The organism is uncultured Pseudoalteromonas sp. (assembly GCF_963922945.1).
Classification (GTDB): domain Bacteria; phylum Pseudomonadota; class Gammaproteobacteria; order Enterobacterales; family Alteromonadaceae; genus Pseudoalteromonas.
In genome coordinates, this window is record NZ_CAWUKC010000005.1 from 38371 (window position 1) to 57611 (window position 19241).

Annotated in this window: 20 protein-coding genes; 7 read left to right on the forward strand and 13 right to left on the reverse strand. The window is 40.1% G+C overall.

Annotated elements, in window-relative coordinates:
- Positions 1–5: 5 nt before the first annotated feature.
- Positions 6–431: a YcfL family protein gene (locus AABI99_RS02045; protein WP_338363009.1), complete on the reverse strand. Its 426-nt coding sequence runs from the start codon at positions 429–431 to the stop codon at positions 6–8.
- 8 nt (positions 432–439) lie between these two features.
- Positions 440–1804 (reverse strand): adenine DNA methylase, encoded by a 1365-nt coding sequence (locus tag AABI99_RS02050; RefSeq protein WP_338363010.1) that lies wholly within the window; start codon positions 1802–1804, stop codon positions 440–442.
- Positions 1805–2171: 367 nt separating this feature from the next.
- Between AABI99_RS02050 and AABI99_RS02055 the strand changes: the two genes are divergently transcribed.
- The gene (locus tag AABI99_RS02055; protein ID WP_338363011.1) at positions 2172–3035 is read left to right on the forward strand and encodes a DMT family transporter; all 864 of its coding nucleotides are present in this window, start codon (positions 2172–2174) and stop codon (positions 3033–3035) included.
- Between the two features lie 6 nt (positions 3036–3041).
- On the opposite strand, the gene AABI99_RS02060 is transcribed toward AABI99_RS02055, so the two are convergent.
- The 7 genes from AABI99_RS02060 to AABI99_RS02090 form a co-directional block, all read right to left on the reverse strand.
- The gene (locus tag AABI99_RS02060; protein WP_338363012.1) at positions 3042–3728 is read right to left on the reverse strand and encodes a M15 family metallopeptidase; all 687 of its coding nucleotides are present in this window, start codon (positions 3726–3728) and stop codon (positions 3042–3044) included.
- Positions 3728–4858 (reverse strand): succinyl-diaminopimelate desuccinylase, encoded by a 1131-nt coding sequence (dapE, locus tag AABI99_RS02065; protein WP_338363013.1) that lies wholly within the window; start codon positions 4856–4858, stop codon positions 3728–3730. Before dapE ends, AABI99_RS02060 begins: the two co-directional genes overlap by 1 nt.
- Positions 4858–5202: an ArsC family reductase gene (locus AABI99_RS02070; protein ID WP_338363014.1), complete on the reverse strand. Its 345-nt coding sequence runs from the start codon at positions 5200–5202 to the stop codon at positions 4858–4860. Before AABI99_RS02070 ends, dapE begins: the two co-directional genes overlap by 1 nt.
- A gap of 4 nt (positions 5203–5206) precedes the next feature.
- On the reverse strand, positions 5207–5704 hold the full coding sequence (locus tag AABI99_RS02075; RefSeq protein WP_338363015.1) for a PTS glucose transporter subunit IIA: 498 nt from the start codon (positions 5702–5704) through the stop codon (positions 5207–5209).
- A complete protein-coding gene (locus AABI99_RS02080; RefSeq protein WP_338363016.1) occupies positions 5705–6094 on the reverse strand; it encodes an ACT domain-containing protein in 390 nt (129 codons plus the stop codon). It lies immediately after the preceding gene.
- A gap of 225 nt (positions 6095–6319) precedes the next feature.
- Positions 6320–8479, reverse strand: coding sequence for a phosphate acetyltransferase (gene pta / locus AABI99_RS02085; RefSeq protein ID WP_338363017.1), 2160 nt, complete (start codon positions 8477–8479; stop codon positions 6320–6322).
- 2 nt (positions 8480–8481) lie between these two features.
- Positions 8482–9696 carry an acetate kinase gene (locus AABI99_RS02090; RefSeq protein ID WP_338363018.1) on the reverse strand — a complete coding sequence of 405 codons (1215 nt, stop codon included), beginning with the start codon at positions 9694–9696 and terminating at the stop codon, positions 8482–8484.
- 301 nt (positions 9697–9997) lie between these two features.
- On the opposite strand from AABI99_RS02090, the gene yfbV reads away from it, so the two are divergent.
- The gene (gene yfbV / locus AABI99_RS02095; RefSeq protein WP_338363056.1) at positions 9998–10444 is read left to right on the forward strand and encodes a terminus macrodomain insulation protein YfbV; all 447 of its coding nucleotides are present in this window, start codon (positions 9998–10000) and stop codon (positions 10442–10444) included.
- On the opposite strand, the gene AABI99_RS02100 is transcribed toward yfbV, so the two are convergent.
- From AABI99_RS02100 to xthA, 3 genes are read right to left on the reverse strand one after another with little or no spacing between them, the layout of a single operon-like run.
- The gene (locus AABI99_RS02100) at positions 10428–11231 is read right to left on the reverse strand and encodes a putative RNA methyltransferase (protein ID WP_338363020.1); all 804 of its coding nucleotides are present in this window, start codon (positions 11229–11231) and stop codon (positions 10428–10430) included. The genes yfbV and AABI99_RS02100 overlap by 17 nt on opposite strands.
- On the reverse strand, positions 11228–11875 hold the full coding sequence (locus AABI99_RS02105) for an energy-coupling factor ABC transporter permease (RefSeq protein WP_338363022.1): 648 nt from the start codon (positions 11873–11875) through the stop codon (positions 11228–11230). Before AABI99_RS02105 ends, AABI99_RS02100 begins: the two co-directional genes overlap by 4 nt.
- A gap of 5 nt (positions 11876–11880) precedes the next feature.
- On the reverse strand, positions 11881–12687 hold the full coding sequence (gene xthA / locus AABI99_RS02110; RefSeq protein ID WP_338363023.1) for an exodeoxyribonuclease III: 807 nt from the start codon (positions 12685–12687) through the stop codon (positions 11881–11883).
- Between the two features lie 241 nt (positions 12688–12928).
- Here xthA and AABI99_RS02115 point away from each other — a divergent pair, with 241 nt between their 5' ends.
- The 4 genes from AABI99_RS02115 (at position 12929) to rluB (ending at position 15712) form a co-directional block, all read left to right on the forward strand.
- A complete protein-coding gene (locus AABI99_RS02115) occupies positions 12929–13360 on the forward strand; it encodes an exonuclease III (RefSeq protein ID WP_338363025.1) in 432 nt (143 codons plus the stop codon).
- Positions 13361–13581: 221 nt separating this feature from the next.
- The gene (locus AABI99_RS02120; RefSeq protein ID WP_338363026.1) at positions 13582–14103 is read left to right on the forward strand and encodes an EF-hand domain-containing protein; all 522 of its coding nucleotides are present in this window, start codon (positions 13582–13584) and stop codon (positions 14101–14103) included.
- Between the two features lie 152 nt (positions 14104–14255).
- Entirely contained in the window at positions 14256–14846 is a 591-nt protein-coding gene (scpB, locus tag AABI99_RS02125) for an SMC-Scp complex subunit ScpB (RefSeq protein ID WP_338363028.1), read from the forward strand.
- Complete coding sequence (rluB, locus tag AABI99_RS02130; RefSeq protein ID WP_338363029.1) at positions 14843–15712, forward strand: 23S rRNA pseudouridine(2605) synthase RluB; 870 nt, start codon at positions 14843–14845, stop codon at positions 15710–15712. The genes scpB and rluB overlap by 4 nt, the downstream gene beginning before the upstream one ends.
- Before the next feature lie 73 nt (positions 15713–15785).
- On the opposite strand, the gene AABI99_RS02135 is transcribed toward rluB, so the two are convergent.
- Positions 15786–16532: a YciK family oxidoreductase gene (locus AABI99_RS02135; protein ID WP_055015002.1), complete on the reverse strand. Its 747-nt coding sequence runs from the start codon at positions 16530–16532 to the stop codon at positions 15786–15788.
- A gap of 227 nt (positions 16533–16759) precedes the next feature.
- Here AABI99_RS02135 and AABI99_RS02140 point away from each other — a divergent pair, with 227 nt between their 5' ends.
- Complete coding sequence (locus tag AABI99_RS02140; RefSeq protein WP_338363030.1) at positions 16760–19189, forward strand: VolA/Pla-1 family phospholipase; 2430 nt, start codon at positions 16760–16762, stop codon at positions 19187–19189.
- The last annotated feature ends 52 nt before the right edge of the window (positions 19190–19241 follow it).

The following is a 19241-nucleotide window of genomic DNA, read 5'->3' on the forward strand; positions in this document are numbered from 1 at the left end:
AACCCTTATTCTTTAAATTCTTGTGCGTCGGTTGACACTTCTCTAACAGCAAGCGAAAAGGTAACCGCATTTGGTGTTGGCGCTAAGCCGGGTAATTGTGTTTTAGAAAAACCAAACAGTGTTAAGGCTTGCCAAGGTGAATGGTTTCCTTTAATTACAAACCCGTCTTTGTCGTACCAGTTAAATTTATATTGTAAATACTGCGACTTTTTATATTGACTGCTTAGTGTTACTACTACATCGGTCAACTGGTTAGTTTGGCGTGTTTTAACATCGGTAATGGCAAGTTTTTCACCCAGAGCAGGATTATCAACATGTAACTGCTCGTTAAATGTGTCTTTGCTTTGCTCAACCGAAATACCTGATGTATCAGGTTGGCTTGCACATGCACCCAGCATTAATGCAGCTACTAATGGCAAAGTATATTTCATGATGACTCCTAAAGTTGAACCACATGGTAGTTAAAATAGTTATTAATAGAGGTTAGGTAAATTAAAGTTAACCCTTGCTTACTAACGGTAAAATTAATAGGCGCATGGTTACCTACTAAAAGTGTGTGGGAACCTGCATTTAAGTTGCTACGTGCCACACTTATTTGATTAGGCAGTGTAAGCCAGCTACGTGTATCGGCCTGCTCCGACGCTAAATTATAAATATTTGCAATAATATTACCTACATTGCCTGTACTACGAGCAAGCTCTGCGCGCACTTTTTCTTTGGCTACTAAACGTAATACTTGTCGAGATACCCGAGCCGGTATTTGTTGCTCTAATGTTTTAGCCGCTAGTGCCTCAATGTGCACAAGTGGGTTGAGCTGTAAATTTTGCGCACCTATATTTATGGCATTTAAGGTAGAGATATAGGCATTATCTTTATAAACAGGCATTGCTAAGCTATAAAAACGCGCATCACCCCGAGAAGTATAAATAGGCAAACGTAATTTAAATTCATCTTGTTTGGGCACTAAGCCTTGTTCAACCAAGATAACGACTTCACCGTGTTGAGCGGGTAGTGGCTTTAAAGGACTAAAGCGACGCTCAAACTCTTCTAAATCTTGGTTAAAGCCTTGTTTTTTAGCTAAACGCATTACATCTTGTTGCAGGTAGTGATTGTCAGGTTGAATCTCTAGTGCTTTTTTATAGTCAATGTAAGCATCATCATATTGTTTATCGCTTTGGTACAGCAACGCTGATAAATAAAACGTAAATGCATTTTGAAAGCCATTTTTAACCCCGCGCGTTACGTTACTCATACTTGGGTAATGTTGTTGGGCTTGCTCTATAGCGTCGTTTATTTGTGTTTGATTATCAGCAAGCGCATCAACTTGGACTTTGTTAGCTCGGCGTATTTCAACTAAGGCGCCTTCTAAATCACTGTTGTATACATAATTAAGTGCTTTATAGCTATGCAGCATGCTCATTTCATACGCTGGCGGTACATAAGTAATAGCAGAGTCGTTAGTAAAAAGGGCATTGCTTTGCTCAAGCCCTGCACTTAATTGAATTTTTGCTGCTTCTCGCTCTGTTTGCACTTTGCTGTATACGTTTTCATATTGTTGTTGTGAAAGTGTTTGCTCGTTAGCAAGGTCTTTTAAACGGGCTTGCTCTAATTGATTAAGTAAATAACTACTGTGTAACTTACTATTGTTAGCTGTAAGTGTTTGAGCTTTTTTAATATCGTTATTTTGAATTGCGCTTCTTACAGGCGTCATTTGACTTGCATAGTCATTAAATAAATCATTAAAGCCTATGGTGCTGCATCCACTTAATATAAAACAAATACTTAAAATTATACTTTGGCGCACTGAGCACTCCTATATAGTTAGGTTTTAAAGGTTAACATACTCTGGTTTTTGGTTTGTGTGAAATAGTGTAAAAAAACGTAGAATCCCATTAGGTATTTAGGTACATAAGAGTTAAATCGTGTTTTTTATTTATCTGCATACTGTGTTCAAGGTAGGCAAATTAGAATGAATAGTTTGTGAATATGAGTTTCTAAAGGCAATAGCTCAGCGCTTTAGCAGTAAGTATAGATATAACGCATTAGTAAAAAGTATAATAAATACAAGGGTCTTACTTTACACCTTACTAGCACAGCTGTTTAAATGCAGCCATGATGCTAAACAGGCTAATTTAAATCACCTCATTGAAATGGTTAGATAAGGAGCAATTTTGAAAGCCACTTTATACACTCTATTGGCATTAATTGCCTTTGCTGCAAACTCCTTACTTTGTCGTATGGCGCTAGCTCATGGGTATATTGATGCGTGGAATTTTACTGTTGTAAGGTTATTAAGTGGCGCAGTGTGTTTAGGATTAATTATGTTTTTATACACGCAAAACCTTAAGCGTAAAGCGATGCTCGATGATGCGATTTTAAGCGATAAAGGGAGCTGGCGAAGCAGTATAAGTTTGTTGGTATATGCACTGTGTTTTTCTATAGCCTATGTTGAGCTTGATACGGGCACAGGCGCACTTATTTTATTTTCGGCCGTACAACTAACCATGATAGGCTGGGGAATTTATAAAAAAGAGCAATTGAGTAAGGTTCAGTGGGGGGCTTTTGTTTTAGCTTTAGCTGGGTTTGTGTATTTAATGTTACCTTCTGCCGCTGTACCCTCACTATTTGGTGCATCGCTTATGGCAATAAGCGGTATTGCTTGGGGTGTTTATAGTATTCGCGGGAAGGTATGTATATCGCCACTACGAACCACAACATTTAATTTTATTAGAAGCTTAGTTGCGTTACCTATTCTCGTAATTGTGGGGATGACACACTTAAAATCACTAAGTATTGAAGGTGTATTATTAGCAGGTGCCTCAGGGGCTATTGCCTCAGGAGTTGGATACAGTATTTGGTATGTAGCTATGCCTTTGTTAAAAAGCACGCAAGCGGCGGTGGTGCAGTTATGTGTGCCTGTACTTGCAGCGTTTGCAGGGGTCATATTTTTATCTGAACAATTGACTCTTGAGTTTTTAATCGCAAGTTCAATAATTTTAGGTGCTGTTTTAGTGTTTATTTTAAATAAAAAATAAGCCCGTTTAAGGTGGGCTTACATTAGTTATAAAGCGCTTATAGAGTATTGGTAAGTTACCTAAAATAGCCGACTTACCCAGTAAGTTGCTGTTGCTTATGCATTCATAAAGAACCGCTTCACTCAATTCGTTTACTAATTTATGTGATTGCTCAATATGACTTATATGCCAAAGCTCTGGCGCTACCCCCCCTAAATCCTGTTTGTAAGGCCGATAAAACCCATAATTAGTTAAGTTATCATCAAGCCACTGGCTAAGCGGTGCAAATGGCCCTCCTTGCTGATATTCATCAGGGGTTAGTTGCAGTTTATAGTCATCGCTAATAGCAGCGCTATCAAACACATCCAGGTCAGTACCTAAATGGTGGCGACTAGCACCTGGTAGAGCAGAGTAAAGCATTATAGCTATACATTTTTCTAAGTCGCTAAGTTGTGTTAAATCAACAGCCTTTTGCTGTTTATTTAATACGGGGCGTTGTCCTGAGAATTTGTTATTCCATATCAGTGCTTGGCGATCAAAATCACGAAAACTAGAGGCAATAGTCAGCTCAAAACCGGCACGTTTAGCCCCTTTTTGTAATGCTAAAAAATCATCAATAATATGGGTATGTAAACGATGTGCTTGAATCGCTGTGAGGTGTGTATCACTGTGCCCAGTGATACACTTTGTTGGTGTGCGTGAATCTAATGTCATTAAGTTAACAATTGCTCCAAAATTTGCTCGTAGATATCTGTAAGGGCAATTAGATCATCAGTGCTTACACATTCGTCCACTTTATGGATCGTGGCGTTACGTGGGCCAAGCTCAATCACTTTTGCGCCCGTTTGCGCTATGAAGCGCCCATCGGAGGTGCCACCTGTTGTCTCTAAGTTAGTTGTTATACCAGTAACCGATTTTATAGCGCTTACAGTGGCATCGACTAAAGGTCCGTGTTCAGTAATGAAAGGCAAACCGTTGACTATCCAGCTTAATTCGTAATTTAAATCGTGTTTTCGCAAAATAGTATTTACACGTTCTTGTAGTTGCTGGTGGGTCACTTCAGTGCTAAATCTAAAATTAAATTGTACCTCAAGCTCACCAGGGATCACGTTGCCAGCACCTGTCCCGCCATTAATATTAGATACTTGAAAGCTGGTAGCAGGGAAAAATTTATTGCCGTTGTCCCACACGGTTTGACTAAGTTCAGTAATGGCCGGTGCAGCCAAATGAATTGGGTTTTGCGCTAAATGCGGATAAGCTACATGGCCTTGCACACCTTTGACTTTTAAAAAGCCAGTGAGGGAGCCTCGACGGCCATTTTTTACAACATCGCCTAGTACATCACGTGATGACGGCTCGCCGACTAAGCACATGTCAATTTTTTCACCGCGCGCTTCCAGCGTGTCTATTACTTTGGTTGTACCGTTAATGAAGGGACCTTCTTCATCAGAGGTAATTAAAAATGAAATCGAGCCTTTATGATCAGGATGTTTAGAAACAAAACGCTCAGTAGCTATAAGCATCGCAGCCAAGGAGCCTTTCATATCAGCGGCGCCACGTCCATGCAATAGCCCCTCTTTAACTAAGCCTGAAAACGGAGGATGTTGCCAGTTTTGTTCAGGGCCTGTAGGAACTACATCGGTATGCCCTGCAAAGCAAAAGTGTGGCGACTCGTTACCTTTTCGGGCCCAAGTATTGAGTGTATCGGTAAAAAATAACGACTCAATATTAAAGCCTAAGGCTTTTAAGCGTTCGTTCATCATTTGTTGGCAACCCGCATCTTCAGGGGTAACCGACTCGCGTTGGATAAGCGCTTGCGCTAATGCTATTACATCATTTGTCATTATTTAAATATCTCATCGTATTGCGCCGCTTTAAATCCTAAATGATAGCCGCTGTTATTAACAAGTACAGGTCGCTTGATCATTGCTGGTTGCTCAACGAGCAGGGCAATTGCAGTCTCTTTACTTAGATTTTGCTTTTGCTCATCAGATAGGGCGCGGTAAGTTGTACCACGTTTATTTACTAACGATTCCCAATCAATATGCTCAGCGAATTCGCTTACTAGCTGCTCGTTTACACCGTCTTTTCGGTAATCATGAAAGGTAAAGTCTATATTATTGTCAGCTAAGTATTTTTTAGCTTTTTTAATCGTGTCGCAATTACTAATGCCGTAAAGAGTGATCATAGGTTTAATTCTTCTTAATAATAGTTAAAAGAGGATCTACACCCGCATTTACTTGCGTGTGTGAGTAATGAAAAGTGCCAAGGTTGTGGCCGTTTAAAAGCACTAGGCTCGCTAGTAAAGGCGATTGCAATTCGCGTAAATCAAAGTAAGCAAGTAGTTGGCCTTTAATTATTTTACTACCGTTTAGCTGTGCAATATGGGTGTGTTTAATCTCTTGTTGCGCTGATAGTGAGAGGTTAATAAGTACTTTTAGACCATTGTTTGCTTGCACAATAAACTCACTTCCTGCATTTTTAACCTGTATCAAAGTCCCATCAAAAGGAGCCAAAATTTTATGGCTGCTAAGCGCTACAAGTAGAGTGGGTCCCAATGTCGAGAACTTAAAAAAAGGCTCAGGGTGCAAATCTAAATCAATGATTTTGCCACTAAATGGACTTGTGATTTTTAATGCACTTGCAGGTAATTTATTTAGCGCTAAATACTCGATTTTTGTTGTGTTCATTTACTGATCTACTACCACATTATAACCATCGTTTTTAAGTGCAGTGACGGCTTGCTGCGCAGTGTGTCTTTTTACCAAAATATAGTCTGTATCGTACGTTGAAATAGAAAAAATAGAGATATTAGCCTTAGCTAATACCCCAGATATATTAGCCATAATCCCTGTAAGCGAAAACCCTAAGGGGCCAACGACCTCTAAAGCTTGCCAGCCTGGCTCTGTATCTAAACTTTTAATTTCGAACTCACTGGGGCACACAATTGATAACTCATCATGAGTTTTCGAAATAAAAAATAAAGGCTGCTGTAATAATGATGGAGGTATTTGAGAGTCAACTTCTAAGCTGTGAACGGATAAAAGCGTGTTGTGTAATTGTAATGTTTGTTTTGACATTAAACGCCTGCGATACAGCTTATTGATAGCTTAATAGTATAGATTATTGAATTTAAATTAAAGGTGTAATGACGACTAAATGGATGTGTTGGTAGAAGTTTAGTTTAAGGTTTAAAACTTACCCACAATTTCTGTGGATAAGTATGGGAATTGGTAGGTATAAATAGCCTAACTATATAATTTATAAATAAATATTAGCTAGGCTATAAATAACACTGTTTTAGTTTATGCGTTTTTGGCCGCATCAACTTGGGCTGCTTGAATAGCGGTAAGGGCAATGGTGTACACTATGTCATCTACAAGTGCACCGCGACTTAGATCGTTAACAGGCTTACGCATACCTTGAAGCATAGGTCCGATACTGATCAATTCGGCGCTACGCTGTACGGCTTTGTAAGTGGTATTACCGGTATTTAAGTCAGGGAAAATAAATACCGTTGCTTTACCGGCTACTGGACTATTTGGCGCCTTTTTAAGCGCAACATTTTCCATAATGGCAGCGTCGTATTGTAATGGGCCGTCAATAATTAAGTCTGGGCGTTTTTGTTGAGCAATTTTTGTGGCTTCACGCACTTTTTCAACATCGGCACCCGAGCCAGAGGTCCCTGTGCTGTAGCTTATCATGGCGACACGCGGCTCTATGCCAAATGCGGCAGCTGAATCAGCTGATTGAATGGCAATATCGGCCAATTGCTCTGCATTAGGGTCGGGGTTAATCGCGCAGTCACCATACACCAGTACTTGGTCAGGAAGCAGCATAAAAAACACAGACGATACAAGTGACGACCCTGGAGCGGTTTTAATTAGCTGTAGCGGTGGGCGAATTGTATTTGCAGTGGTGTTAACAGCGCCAGATACCAGGCCGTCGACCTTTCCTTGTTCAAGCATCATAGTGCCAAGTACGACATTATCTTGTAATTGTTCTTGTGCTACTACCTCAGTTAAACCTTTACTCTTACGAATTTCGACCATAGGTGCAATATAGTCGTTAATCACTGTTTTTGGCTCTACAATAGTGACATGCTCGTTAAGCTCAATACCTTGTTGTTCAGCAATGCGCATGATTTCATCGTGATCGCCAAGTAATACAGTTTTTGCTATACCACGTTGGCCACAAATAGCGGCGGCTTTAATAGTACGCGGCTCATTTCCCTCAGGCAGCACCACTGTTTTAGCTGCTTTACGGGCTTTATCGGTCAGTAAGTACCTAAATGCTGGTGGTGAAAGCTTACGTGTTTTGCCAACATTTTGTGCAAGCGAATCAAGCCAATCAGAATCGATATACTCTGCGTTGTGATCTTTCACTTTTTCAATGCGTTGGTCATCATCACTAGGTACTTCCATATTAAAATTATGCAGTAGGAGTGATGTACGCCATGTATCGGCCTCTGTGGCTAAAATAGGTAAGCCTGTTTGCATTGCTTGCTCACACAGCGCCATGATACGTGGCTCTGGTTCAAAACCACCAGTAAGTAAAATAGCACCGATTTTAGTGCCATTCATGGCTGATAAACATGCCGCAACTAGAATGTCAGATCGATCCCCAGGGGTAACTAAAAGTGCGCCAGGTGTAAAATGGTTCAGAATATTTGATACAGTACGTGCACAAAACGTAATACGGCGCAAGCGACGGTGCAGCATGTCGCCTTCGTTAATTATTGTGGCTTTTAAATACGCGCTTAAATCTTTTACGCGAGGTGCAACTAAATCAAAGTCCCACGGAATAGCACCCAACAGCATAAACGGGTTTTTTCTAAAAATTGGCAAAGAAGCTAAACGATTTAGTTCATTATCAAGCTCATCTGGTTTAAATGAATCAACCAAATCAGCACGAGCACGACCTTCTTCATCAAGCGGGGCATTTACTTTATTAAAAATACAGCCTAAAACACGTGGGTGATCAATACCACCATAATAGCCAGCAGCAATTTCTAAACGGTCTTCAATTTGCGTAATAGTGTAATTACCTGGGGTTAATACAAAAACAATATCAGCACCGAGTGTTTGAGCTATTTCACGGTTAACGCGCCCAGCATAAGGTTGGCGGCGGGTAGGGACCATGCCTTCAATAATAGCGACTTCGTCATCGTTGATTTTACTTTCAAATCTTTCAACTATTTCTTCGAGTAAATCATCGCCTTTACCATCACCAATCATTTGCTCTGCATAGTTTAAAGCAAATGGGGTAGGCGGCTTGATAGATGAGCCTTGCATAATTATTTGCGTTGATTTTTCAGGGCCTGTTTCGCCGGTACGAGGCTGTGCGATTGGCTTGAAAAAATTAACTTTAACTGTTTTTTGCTCAAGTGCTCGTACTAAACCAACCGAAACCGATGTTAAACCAACACCGGTAGATACGGGTATTAACATAATACGACGTGCCATAATTAAAGCTCCTTCACAATATTAGCGGCATCAAGGGCAATAACCCACTCTTCATTAGTCGGCATAACAATCGCTTTAGTTGTTGCTTTTTCAGAGCTAATGACACCTTCATTCCCAAATCGCGCGTCTAAATTGGCTTGCTTATCGCAGTCAACACCTAAAAACGCCAGTTGTTCGATAACTCTTTCGCGAATAATGTCTGAGTTTTCACCTATACCGCCGGTAAAAATAATAGCGTCTAGTGTTTGTAATGGCACCATGTAGGCGGCAATCTGTTTCGCAAGGCGGTAGCAAAAAATATCAAGCGCAAGGGTAGCTTGCTCGTGGCCAGCTATTGCGGCTTCTTCAATGGTTCTACAATCGTTAGACAATTCACTAATACCTAATAAGCCGCTTTCTTTGTTTAGTAAGTTGTCGATTTGTTTAGCATCGTAATTAAGTTGCGTGGTTAAAAAGTTGAATAAGCCTGGGTCGATATCACCACTGCGAGTGCCCATGACCAACCCAGCAAGCGGGGTTAGGCCCATGCTAGTATCAACACTTTTACCGCCTTTAATCGCACATACTGAGCAGCCATTACCTAAATGTGCACTAATAAAATTACTTTGCTCAACAGGTTTATTAAGTAACTTAGCAGTTTGCCCTGCTACATAATAATGGCTCGTGCCATGCATACCGTAACGGCGAACACCATGCTCTGTGTATAATTTATAAGGTAGAGCATATAAGTAGGCTATTTTGTCCATAGTTTGATGAAACGCAGTGTCAAAAACAGCAACCTGTGGTAAACCTGAAAACGAAGCCTGCGCTGATGAAATACCGAGTAAGTTTGCATGGCCATGTAAAGGAGCAAGGCTTGATGCATCGGAGATACCCGCTATAACTTTATCATTTACTAATGCCGACTCAGTAAAATGCTCACCTCCGTGCACAACACGGTGGCCTACTGCAATTAAATGCTCATCTAAATGGTGATCTTTTATAAGGCTTACAAGCGTATTAATTGCTTCACCATGTGCTTGATTAGCAGCTAAGGTGATAACAGTTTTTTCACCCTGGTATTTATATTTAATAGATGGATTTTCTGAACCTAGACGCTCAGCTAAGCCCGAAATGATTTCATGCCCGTTATCAGCATCAATAATGGCAAATTTTAAACTCGAACTACCACAGTTTAATACTAAAACGTGTTGTGATTTAGAGGGCGTAGTTGGCATAGATACAGTTTCCATAAACAATAAATTTAGTAAGTGTAGGTTAAGATGTGAACAATACACTTAAGGTGCAAATTAAAGGTAAACTTAGCCACCATAAAGGTGATAAAAGAGCGACTAAAGTCTAATTTATAAAAGGAGTATTTTAACCCAGTTATTAAATTTAGTTTAGTGTTTAGTTGCTTATATATACAAAAAGATTAACTTTTATTACTTCAGTATTAAGCTACTTATTTGTGTTACACTTAATTACTCAGTGGCGAGCAAACGCTACGGGTTTTAAGCTTAGATGTGAGGAGTCATGATGCAAAAAAGTGTGATGTCACAATTACAAACGGGTAGGGTGTACGCCAAAAAATGGCCTATGCGCAAAGAGCTTGCACCTTTATTCAGCGAATTTAAAGTAATAAAGGCAACAGAATTAGCAATAACTGTAATGCCAATTTTAGCCATGTTGACACTATTTTTTCAGCTTAATTACTTAGGCCCTGATTTTTTACCGCAAGCTATCGCAAGCGCTCTATTCTTTTTATCCTTACCACTACAGGGATTATTTTGGCTAGGTAAGCGCGCTGAAACCCCGCTAGAGCCAAGTATGCAAAAATGGTATAACGAGCTGTATACTAAAATGGTTGCTAATGGCTACCAAGCCCAGCTAAGTGAAAACAAGCCCCGTTATATGGAGCTTGCTAATTTGTTAAAAGATATGTTTGATAAAATGGACAAAGCGTTTACTAAAGAGCAATTTTAGTAAATTGAGTAATATAAAATGACAAGGTGACGGTATGCTCACCTTTTTGTTCGAGTGCGTTCCAGTGCTCGGGTCTAAATTTCCACGCAAACGGTGTCATCATTATTAGGTTTTTAATATCAGCGAAGTTAAGCTTAACGTGCTCAGTGATGAGCTGTTGAGCTGCTTTTATAAAGCCGGTTGGGGTGTTAATTTCAGTGTGTTGAGCTACATCTGAATAAATATAATCCTTAAGCTCTTTCAGATGCCATGGCCCTGGGCTTGCAACTACCAGTGAAGCATTTGGCGCAGCTAAGCGCACTAATTCTTGCTCAAATATAGGTGCAAATACACTCAGTAACACGTCTGCACTGGCTGCTTTAAACGGTGCTTGACTGATTGACGCAACGCTAAAGTGGCATTGTGGATATCGCTTTGCTGCATATTTTACGGCTGATTTAGAAATATCGACGCCGTATACCTGCGCCTCTATTTTATCGGCAATGGCATGCGTATAAAATCCTTCACCGCATCCTAAGTCTACTAATACATCCGGTTTGAGATCACTAATTAGGTCACTTAATGCATGCTGTAAAAATGCATAAAAGCCACGCTCTAAAAAAGCGCGCCTTGCTTGTACCATTTCAAGTGAATCACCAGGTTGCTTGGAGTTTTTGTGCTGTACAGGTAATAAATTTACATAGCCTTCTTTAGCAAAATCGAATGTATGGTTGTTGTCACACCGTAGTGACGAACCATGTTTTATAAGTTCATTATTACATAAAGGGCATTGGTATTGCAGACTCATGAGTCTAGGTAGTCCTTATCATAAAAAGTTTTAACCCAGTGTGGTCGATAAGTTATTAAAAGCGTAATGGCCATACCATTGAGCATTGCTTCAGGGAACCAAATGATAGCACTTAGGTATACATAATTTTCAGCCAGCTCTTGCCAATTATATTGCCCTATCAACAAATAAAATATAGCCCCTAGGCTTATTTTTAGACACGCAATAAAGCCTGCCAATATAAAAGAGCAAACAAAAATATAAACAAAAAAGTGGCGCGGTAAATACTGGTAACTCATTATAAAGCCAAGGTAGCTTAATAACGTAGGGATAAAAGCACCTATGAGTATTTGCATGGGTAAAAGGTTAAGGTCAACCTCTGCAAATGATACTAATAATACACTTGCCAGCAAGCTACTTAAAATAGTAAGGCGCCACCCTAAAATAAGCGTCGTAGCTGTTACACCTAAAATATGTAAATCTAGCCCAGTCAATATACCCGCTTTAATTTGCCACAATATGGCAAACACTAAGGCAGCTGCAAGTACCCCTATTTGGCGCTCAGGCGTGCTATAAAGTGCTCTATAGGTACTTTTTTCAAAGCTAACAAAGGTGATAATTATAACAAGGGCCCAAAGCAGCCCTTGTATTTCAATCGATAGCATAGTAACTATTTAAAAGTTGACCAGATTGGAGCATGGTCAGAGGGCTTTTCAATGCCGCGTAATTCGTAATCTATACCGGTATCAATACAGCGCTCGGCAAGGTCAGGAGTAGCAAGCACAACATCAATGCGCAAACCACGATTGTCTACAAATCCTTTAGAGCGATAATCAAACCACGAGTACTTGTCGTCTGTATCGGGGTGTTGCTCTCTAAATGTATCTTTAAAACCCCAATCTAGCAATTTAGCAAGCCATTCGCGCTCCTCAGGTTGAAATGAGCACTTACCTGTTTTAAGCCAGCGTTTAGCGTTCACCTCACCAATACCAATATCTAAGTCGGTAGGTGATATATTGATATCGCCCATCACGATGACATCTTGATCTGGTGTATGGTTTGTTTCTAAATGGGTCATTAAATCCTTATAAAACTGGCGCTTATAAGGGAATTTTGTTTCGTGATTTATATTATCGCCTTGTGGGAAATAACCATTCATTATCGTTAGGTCGCGGCCATTTTCTTGTTCTATAGTCACGCTTATCATGCGTTTTTGGGCCTCTTCTGTGTCGCTGGCAAAACCTTTTAAGACCGATTTCGGCTCATTTTTGCATAACATTGCCACACCATAGTGAGCCTTTTGACCATGAAAATAAACGTGGTAACCCATTTTTTGTACATCATCGAGGGGAAAAGCTTCATCATGAACTTTGATTTCTTGCAAACCAATAATGTCTGGCTGGTGTTTATCTATAATTGCTTGTAATTGGTGTAAGCGAGCTCGCAGACCATTGATATTGAAAGAAATAACCTTCATATAATTTACCCTTAATTAGACACTGACTTTATAGCTAAATTGTATCAGTAAATGAGCCCATATAACACGCTCGAAATGAGAAAATAGCTGCACAAATGTTGAACAAATGGTGTTTAAAGTTTAAACATTGTAAATGCTTTATTAATTATTAAAATAAATAAAAAATTCAATTGATCTCGTAATAATTGAATATATAATGCGCAAAAATTACTCGTTTAGTCGTTCAATTAGGATCTCTCTCATGAAAACACAAATACTTTTAGCTACTGCTTTATTAGCCTCAGTTTCTGTATCAGCAAAAGGCAATGTATACTTTAGCCAAGATAACAAGCTTGAATCTAAATTATGTGTACTAAGTGCAAATGAAGGTTTTAGTGCGGCTCGTAAAGAAGCAGCACAGCATGGTGTTTACTTATCGCGTTTTTCTGAAAGTATTTTATGCAATGGACAAGATATCCGTGATATTGCTAAAAAAGTAACGTCTAACCAAGCTGCTGAAACTAAAGTTGAAGTGTTTGCAAAAGATGCACATCAAGAAACACAGTTATGTATCACTGCGTTAAAGCAAGGTCTTGCGCCTGTTCGCCAAAAAATTGGTAACTTAAACTCGTTAAAGTGTAACGGTCAAAATGTTACTGAGTTTGTAAAGCGTTACCAAAACGCAGCAATCTAATTGCGCGGTAGCATGTAGATTAAAATAATACCCAGTTTATACTGGGTATTTTTTTGCAAAAATTACAAGCTATGCAGCAATCATTGCAAAGCTAAGTAATTGATTAATGTATATAAAATAACCTAAATGCACGTAACCTATTGATTGTAGACGGCTTGTACACTTTGGCACTGGACTTGTATTAGTAAAAGTGACATTTACTAACTACAAGGATACGTCTTATGAAAAAGTTAACACTCGCAACAACTATTTTAGCTTCGTTAAGTTTAGCCGCTTGTGCCTCAAACCAAGGCCTTGAAAAAATCGATAGTGATTTTGCAAGTTTAGACAACGACAGTGATGGTTATATTTCAAAAGTAGAAGCAGATGACGATAGCATCTGGGGCCACTTTTCAAATATTGATACCAATATGGATAACGAGATCAGTCGTAAGGAATTTAACACTTACATGCAGTTAAATACCGGCAAGGTGGCGACTGACAGCGAAGTAAGTGAGTCGGCATTTAAAGCTAAAATAGCTAAGTTTGATAAAATTGAAAATGATTTTAGAAGTTTAGATAACGACAGAAATGGTTATATCTCAGTAGAAGAAGCTGATGATGATGATATTTCAAACCATTTTGGTTACATGGATGGCAACAATGATAAACGCATCAGTAAAGCTGAGTTTAAAGGCTATATTAACAAATACGGTAAATCCGTTGCTGAAGATGATGCATTAAAGCATTTTAAAAACAGCTAATATTAGCTAAATACGATACACACAAAAGCCAGCCTTAATTGCTGGCTTTTTTTATGCATTTAATTAGGTTTAAAAGCAGATATATTTTCCCCCTTTCGCGATGTTCTGTCATAATAGATAGCTACGTATTTTGAAGGGCAAAGCAGGTCAGTATGGCAGGTCGTCGAGTTAGTGATGAACAATTAATTGAAATCATTGAAGCGGCTATTTTTGTCGCAGACAAACCTGTTAGTAAACGCCACTTAAAAGATACAGTACTTGCTGATTTAGCTATTTCTATGTCACGAATTAACACTGCAATTGAGGCTATACATACTCACTACCAAACGCGTGGTATTAAGCTCGTTGAAGTAGGCAGTGGTTATCGCTTTCAAGCCTGTAGTAGTTTAAGCCCTTGGCTTAGTAATTTATGGCAAGAACGGGCACCTAAATATTCTCGCGCACTATTAGAAACATTGTCGTTAATTGCTTATAGGCAACCAATAACGCGTGGTGAAATAGAGCAAGTAAGAGGTGTAACAACCGGATCGGCAATTATTAAAACCCTCCTTGAGCGAGAGTGGGTTAAAGTCGTAGGGCACAAAGAGGTACCGGGTAAACCCGCACTTTATGCAACTACAAAATTATTTTTAGATTATTTTTCGTTAGCCGGTTTAGATGAGCTCCCTGCATTGCCTCAGAAGCAGCAAAGCAAAATAAACCAGTTATTAAGTGATCCTTCTGTGAGAGAACCATCCGAATGAGTATTCAAGGTGAAAAGTTACAAAAAGTCCTAGCCCGTGCTGGCGTAGGCTCAAGACGTGAAATGGAAAAGTATATTGATGCAAATCGCGTTAGTGTTAATGGTAAAGTGGCTAAACTTGGTGACCGTGTTGAGGAGACAGACCAAATACGTGTTGATGGCCATACTGTTAAGATTGAAGAAAAAGCAGACCGTATTTGCCGTGTCATTATGTATAACAAACCTGAGGGGGAGTTGAGTACACGCAAGGATCCTGAGGGGCGCCGCACTGTTTTCGATCGTTTACCACGTATAGACGGTGAGCGCTGGATTGCTGTTGGCCGATTGGATATTAATACGGCTGGTTTAATGTTATTTACCAATGATGGTGAATTGGCTAATCGATTAATGCACCCAAGTTATGAAGTTGAACGCGAATATTCAGCCCGAGTATTTGGTGAGGTAACCAATGAGTCTATTAAAAACTTGACTCGTGGAGTTGAGCTTGATGATGGCCCCGCTAAATTTTTAACGGTAAAGCCGATGGGGGGGGAAGGTATTAACCGTTGGTATAATGTAACGCTAAATGAAGGTCGAAACCGCGAAGTACGACGCTTATGGCAATCGCAAGATGTAGAAGTGTCTCGTCTTATACGTATTCGCTATGGAAAGTTAGAGCTAGATAAGCGTTTGCCACAAGGTGGTTGGGCGGAGCTTGATTTAGAAACCGTAAATTATTTGCGTAAAACCGTTAAATTAGGCCGTGAAACACAAACTAAACTGTCGGTAATGCCTGAAAAACGCAAAGATAAGCGTGCTAAAATTAACCAAATTCGCAAAGCTGTTAAAAAGCATAACCAGCGCGTTAAGCAAACTAAACGTAAGTAATATCGCTTTTAAAATAGATTACTAACAAAAAAGCCGCAGTTTTTGCGGCTTTTTTTATAATTAAAAATGCATCTTACCTTTTTGGTTGTGCATCGAGAGATTCACCGTTTACATCACTTGAGTCATCACTCATTAAATATAGATACGTTGGCATTAAATCTTCTGGGGTTGCAAGTTTATCGCGATCTTCCCCTGGATAGGCGGCAGCACGCATAGAAGTACGTGTAGCGCCAGGGTTGATACAATTGACGCGGATATTCGTTTTGCCTACTTCACAGGCCCACGTTTGCATCATACCTTCCACTGCAAACTTAGAAATTGCATAAGGGCCCCAAAATTCACGGCCTTTCCGGCCTACGCTTGATGAGGTGAAAACGATAGAAGCATTATCTGATTTACGCAGTACAGGAAATAGTGCTTTAGTGATCATAGCTTGCGCTGTCACATTCACTTTCATGATGTTTTCAAACGTAGAAGAGCAAAAGTGCTCAAGTGGTCCAAGCGATCCTAAAATACCCGCATTATTGAGTAAGCCATCTAATTTACCAAATTGGCTTTCAATTGTGGCTGCTAAATCGCGGTAGTTTTGTTTTGTCGCGCCTTTTAAGTCCATTGGCACAATAGCAGGCTGAGGGTAACCAGCATTAACAATCTCATCGTAAACGCATTCGAGTTTATTTGTTGTTTTACCAAGTAAAATAACTGTGGCGCCATACTTTGCGTAGGTAATTGCTGCTACACGGCCAATACCATCGCCGGCACCTGTAATTAAAATTACTTTATTTTGAAGTGCATTTGGAGTTGCTTGATAAGTTTGCATATAAATACCAATTTATAAAATTTTTTTGATTTTAACATAGCAAATCGTCAAGTAATCGAATTTATTGAAAATTTAGGTGGCGGAATTATAAACTTTACGTTAAGTTTAACTGGTCTAATGTCTCATTAATAAACTGATTACATTGTTTTAACTTTACTACACTGATTAAACACACTTACTTTGAACGAACACACTATAAAAATAAAGATATGTGCGGAGCTAAAAATATGAAAAAAATGCTACTCTCACTCTCGGTTACAGCTGCCTTGGCAGGTTGTGGCGGCGGAGAAACATTAGAAGATGTTAAAAACGACACTGCAACCGTAATTCCAAATGCTACGGTTACTTTTGACCCTGCTAATGGGGTTTTATCTGTTCCTAACGATTTATTAATGAGCGGCACACAAGATGGCACAATTAATATTCCTGGGGAATTAGATGACGATAATGTTTCAGTACCTCGTACTGCTTATACAGACCCACAGCTAGCCCTAGGCGCGCTGGATGGCTGGTCATCACAGGTACCTTACAAAATTGATTTAACTTTCCCTACTGGCGTATCGTTAGATGAAACCTCTGCAGCATCGCCTGGTACAGTAAGGATTTTTGAAGTGGTGATGGGGGCAAGCTTAACCGATCCAGACTGTGCAACGGTTGCAGCTGGTACAGCGTGTAAACTGGTTGGCGAATTAACCTACGGGGTAGACTTTATTACTCAAGCCTCTGGCGACGCTGTGGCTGTTGTACCCTTAAAGCCATTCACACCGGGTAGTTCATACATAAATGTATTAACCACAGGGTTAAAAGATTCTCAAGGGCGCTCTATTCAACCATCTTCTACTTATGCTTTAGTCAGTGAAGAAGCCCCACTAATCACAGATGCTCAGCTGGGCCTTCAAGCAGCTGTAAATAGTTATGAAAATGTAGTGGTAAGTTCAGGTGACATCACCAAAGACGACATTATATTCTCTGCGGCAATGACCATCCAGTCAGCAGGGCCTGTACTTGGTACAATTAAAAACTTACTAGCAGCGAGCTTGCAAAACGATGCTTTACCAAAGCCAATGGTAAATGTACCTGAACAAGCAATGATAAATGTACAGCAAGTATTTGCAGCTGCGGGTGTTAGCGTATCGGATGCGTTCTCTGGTGTGCAATACTTAAAAGGTAGCGTAATGCTGCCCATGTATTTAGGGACGCCAACCGGTACTGAAATAAGCGACTTAAATGATACATATTGGCAAGGTATGTGTGACAACGCGGTAGCTATTTTAGGCTACAAAGCAGCAGCAGGGGAAGCATTTCCTGCAGAGCCAATTAGTGAAAATGATGCACTTTGTGCTGCATTAAGTAATGGTCAGCTTCGCGATTTAGGTTTAGACTCTACCCGCCATTTAACTAAGTATAACTCCATTCCTAAAGTGCAAAGCATGGCGAATGTGCCAGTGCAAATAACTAAACCTATTTTACCGGTTATTAACTTTATTCGTGATTCACAAGGCCTTGAACCCATTGAAATGCCAGAAGCAGGCTGGCCCGTTGTTATTATGCAACACGGTATAACAACCGACAAAGAAAGCATGTTGGCGCTAACTGCACAGCTTTCAATTCAAGGTTTTGCTACCGCCGCAATCGATCACCCTCGCCATGGCGAACGTGGTGTAGATGTTGATGCAGATGGTACAGATGACTTTAATGCAACAACAGGGTCAGTGCTTAGCTACATGAACCTAAATTCGCTATTAGTTGCGCGTGATAGCTTACGCCAATCATCTGCAGATTTATTAGGCTTACGCTTAGGGTTAAACTTTATTAATGATGCAACAATTAATGCTCAAGATGTAACCTATGTAGGGCACTCATTAGGCTCTATTGTAGCACCTGCATTTATAGCACAGGCTAATAGCCCGCTTGCAGACACAGTTGACCCGTTATTTAAGGTCAACACCGTAGCACTTGCTAGTGGCGGTGGTGGTATCGCAAGCTTTTTACTTGAGTCAGCTGCGTTTGGGCCATTTATTCAGGGCTCTGTATTATCGCAGGCTGGTACTGCAGAATCACAAGAATTTAATGAGTTTCTACAAGCAGACGCTATTTCAAACTGTGGTACATTCCTACCAGATATGGAAGCGTTTTTAACCTGTGGTTATCAGGCGTATGTAACCTCACTCACTACAGCAGGAGAAACCACAAAACTTGCTAATATCCAAGGGGTAATGAGCGAGTTTGCTTTTGCTGCGCAAACCGCACTTGATAGTGGCGACCCAACAAATTACGCTGCAGCGGTAAATGCATTAGGTACACCTGTATACACTAATGTGGTTGTGGGCGATGGCGCTGATAACAAACCTGATCAAGTTATACCGCCAGCGGCTGCAAATAATCCTATATCGGGCACAATTCCTTTAGCTAATTTAATGGGTCTTGAAACAGTAAGTACTTCGCAAGCACCAAGTGAAACCCCTGGAAGCTACTTAGTTAAATTCACTAAAGGGCATCATGGCTCTATTTTAACACCAGCGCAAGATGAAGCTAAAGCGGCTACTGTTGAAGGCAGTGCTGCCGCAAACGCTGAAATGCAGCTGCAAGTAGCGACTTATTTAGCGGCACGTGGTCGTATGTTATTAGTCAGTAACCCAGAGGTGGTGACTGATTGATCAGCAAAAACCTTATTAACCTTGAAAAGCCACTGTTTAGTGGCTTTTTTTT

What these genes read in the sequence shown, in the direction of transcription:
- yfbV (WP_338363056.1), top strand. Translation starts at nt 9,998, where the DNA reads ATGCAAAAAAGTGTGATGTCACAATTACAAACGGGTAGGGTGTACGCC.
- AABI99_RS02045 (WP_338363009.1), bottom strand. Translation starts at nt 431, where the DNA reads ATGAAATATACTTTGCCATTAGTAGCTGCATTAATGCTGGGTGCATGT.
- AABI99_RS02075 (WP_338363015.1), bottom strand. Translation starts at nt 5,704, where the DNA reads ATGAACACAACAAAAATCGAGTATTTAGCGCTAAATAAATTACCTGCA.
- xthA (WP_338363023.1), bottom strand. Translation starts at nt 12,687, where the DNA reads ATGAAGGTTATTTCTTTCAATATCAATGGTCTGCGAGCTCGCTTACAC.
- AABI99_RS02120 (WP_338363026.1), top strand. Translation starts at nt 13,582, where the DNA reads ATGAAAAAGTTAACACTCGCAACAACTATTTTAGCTTCGTTAAGTTTA.
- rluB (WP_338363029.1), top strand. Translation starts at nt 14,843, where the DNA reads ATGAGTATTCAAGGTGAAAAGTTACAAAAAGTCCTAGCCCGTGCTGGC.
- AABI99_RS02070 (WP_338363014.1), bottom strand. Translation starts at nt 5,202, where the DNA reads ATGATCACTCTTTACGGCATTAGTAATTGCGACACGATTAAAAAAGCT.
- pta (WP_338363017.1), bottom strand. Translation starts at nt 8,479, where the DNA reads ATGGCACGTCGTATTATGTTAATACCCGTATCTACCGGTGTTGGTTTA.
- AABI99_RS02140 (WP_338363030.1), top strand. Translation starts at nt 16,760, where the DNA reads ATGAAAAAAATGCTACTCTCACTCTCGGTTACAGCTGCCTTGGCAGGT.
- AABI99_RS02100 (WP_338363020.1), bottom strand. Translation starts at nt 11,231, where the DNA reads ATGAGTCTGCAATACCAATGCCCTTTATGTAATAATGAACTTATAAAA.
- AABI99_RS02090 (WP_338363018.1), bottom strand. Translation starts at nt 9,696, where the DNA reads ATGCCAACTACGCCCTCTAAATCACAACACGTTTTAGTATTAAACTGT.
- AABI99_RS02105 (WP_338363022.1), bottom strand. Translation starts at nt 11,875, where the DNA reads ATGCTATCGATTGAAATACAAGGGCTGCTTTGGGCCCTTGTTATAATT.
- dapE (WP_338363013.1), bottom strand. Translation starts at nt 4,858, where the DNA reads ATGACAAATGATGTAATAGCATTAGCGCAAGCGCTTATCCAACGCGAG.
- AABI99_RS02135 (WP_055015002.1), bottom strand. Translation starts at nt 16,532, where the DNA reads ATGCAAACTTATCAAGCAACTCCAAATGCACTTCAAAATAAAGTAATT.
- AABI99_RS02115 (WP_338363025.1), top strand. Translation starts at nt 12,929, where the DNA reads ATGAAAACACAAATACTTTTAGCTACTGCTTTATTAGCCTCAGTTTCT.
- scpB (WP_338363028.1), top strand. Translation starts at nt 14,256, where the DNA reads ATGGCAGGTCGTCGAGTTAGTGATGAACAATTAATTGAAATCATTGAA.
- AABI99_RS02080 (WP_338363016.1), bottom strand. Translation starts at nt 6,094, where the DNA reads ATGTCAAAACAAACATTACAATTACACAACACGCTTTTATCCGTTCAC.
- AABI99_RS02060 (WP_338363012.1), bottom strand. Translation starts at nt 3,728, where the DNA reads ATGACATTAGATTCACGCACACCAACAAAGTGTATCACTGGGCACAGT.